Here is a 1,166-nt window from a genome sequence, read left to right as displayed (position 1 = left end):
TAATTATGTATAATATTTAGTAGGTGATTATTGTTATGAGCTATATCAGGTTATTCATTCAGTTATTATGAACATAAGACGATTGATAGATTTGTACTATATTCGTATTGTTCGGTATGCCAGAATAACAATTAATATTTTATCAATGCGAGATATTATATCCAAATCCTTCGTTATTCATGAACAATAAAAAGTTGATGAGTTTCGGTGGAGTATAACATGACTCATATGCATGCACCGAATCAACTGCTACGATGAACCGAACCGCGTCGTTTATACTCCATCTGTTGTGTTACCATATCGGCAGTCTTCGAACCGAACTCCCGTTCGACGATATGCAGTGCCAAGTCGAACCCAGATGTTATGCCGCCAGCAGTGAGTATGTCATTGTCATCAACAATACGGGCGTCGACTACTTCAATACCGGCTTCTTGGAGTTCCCCGACAGCCTCATAATGTGTGACTGCAGGTCGACCCTCAAGCACACCGGCTCGCTGCATCAACATTCCACCGGTACAGACACCTGCAATGACACTGCCATCATCGTGGAGCCGTGCGATAGCGTCAGGAAGGTCGCCGCACTTGGCCTCAGTCCAAGCGCCAGTCTCACCGCGAGTGTTCCACTGCCCGCCAGGAACAACGACCAGATCGGGCATGCGGTCACTGAGTGGAACTGCTGTCCCGATCTCAAGATCGTGGCTGGCTGTGACTCGTTCATTGCCACTGAGTGTGCATAGTGTAACCTCGAGGTCAGCGCCCGCGCTTGCTGCGTTTTCAAACACCTCGAATGGACCGATTGCGTCAATTTCGTCGACACCGTCAAAAAGAATAATTACGATTTCCATATGCATTTCAGAACAGGCTGTAAAAAAAATAGTTGGGTCAGAAGCACTCTGACTAGGTGTTGATTATCATAATAGACACTATGTTGACATTAAGAAGTTAGTGATGGTCTCAACTAGGCTTGGATTTGATAGCTGACATCAGGATGATTACGATTATCGCGCTGGTCTGAAACAATCATGTAGTTTATATCATCATAAGTGGTAGAAATTAAGCAGTGTTACACGGTCGCTCACTATTTGTCACAAAGTGGTAATCTGTGGTCACTCGATTGCGTTGATCTAGGTCATATTGTGATTAATGAGGTCCCAACCTGCCTCAGT

Annotated in this window: 1 protein-coding gene; it reads right to left on the bottom strand. The window is 44.7% G+C overall.

Annotated features, from left to right (window positions below; all coding sequences use genetic code 11):
* Nucleotides 1-242: 242 nt before the first annotated feature.
* Complete coding sequence (locus J07HQW2_RS12415; RefSeq protein WP_021055886.1) at nucleotides 243-845, bottom strand: DJ-1/PfpI family protein; 603 nt, start codon at nucleotides 843-845, stop codon at nucleotides 243-245.
* Nucleotides 846-1,166 lie beyond the last annotated feature (321 nt).

Source organism: Haloquadratum walsbyi J07HQW2, from assembly GCF_000415985.1.
GTDB lineage: Archaea > Halobacteriota > Halobacteria > Halobacteriales > Haloferacaceae > Haloquadratum > Haloquadratum walsbyi_B.
This window is presented reverse-complemented; position numbering and strand designations above follow the sequence as displayed.

Excerpts from the sequence above, each read along its gene's own strand:
- J07HQW2_RS12415 (WP_021055886.1), bottom strand. The coding sequence starts at position 845 with ATGGAAATCGTAATTATTCTTTTTGACGGTGTCGACGAAATTGACGCA.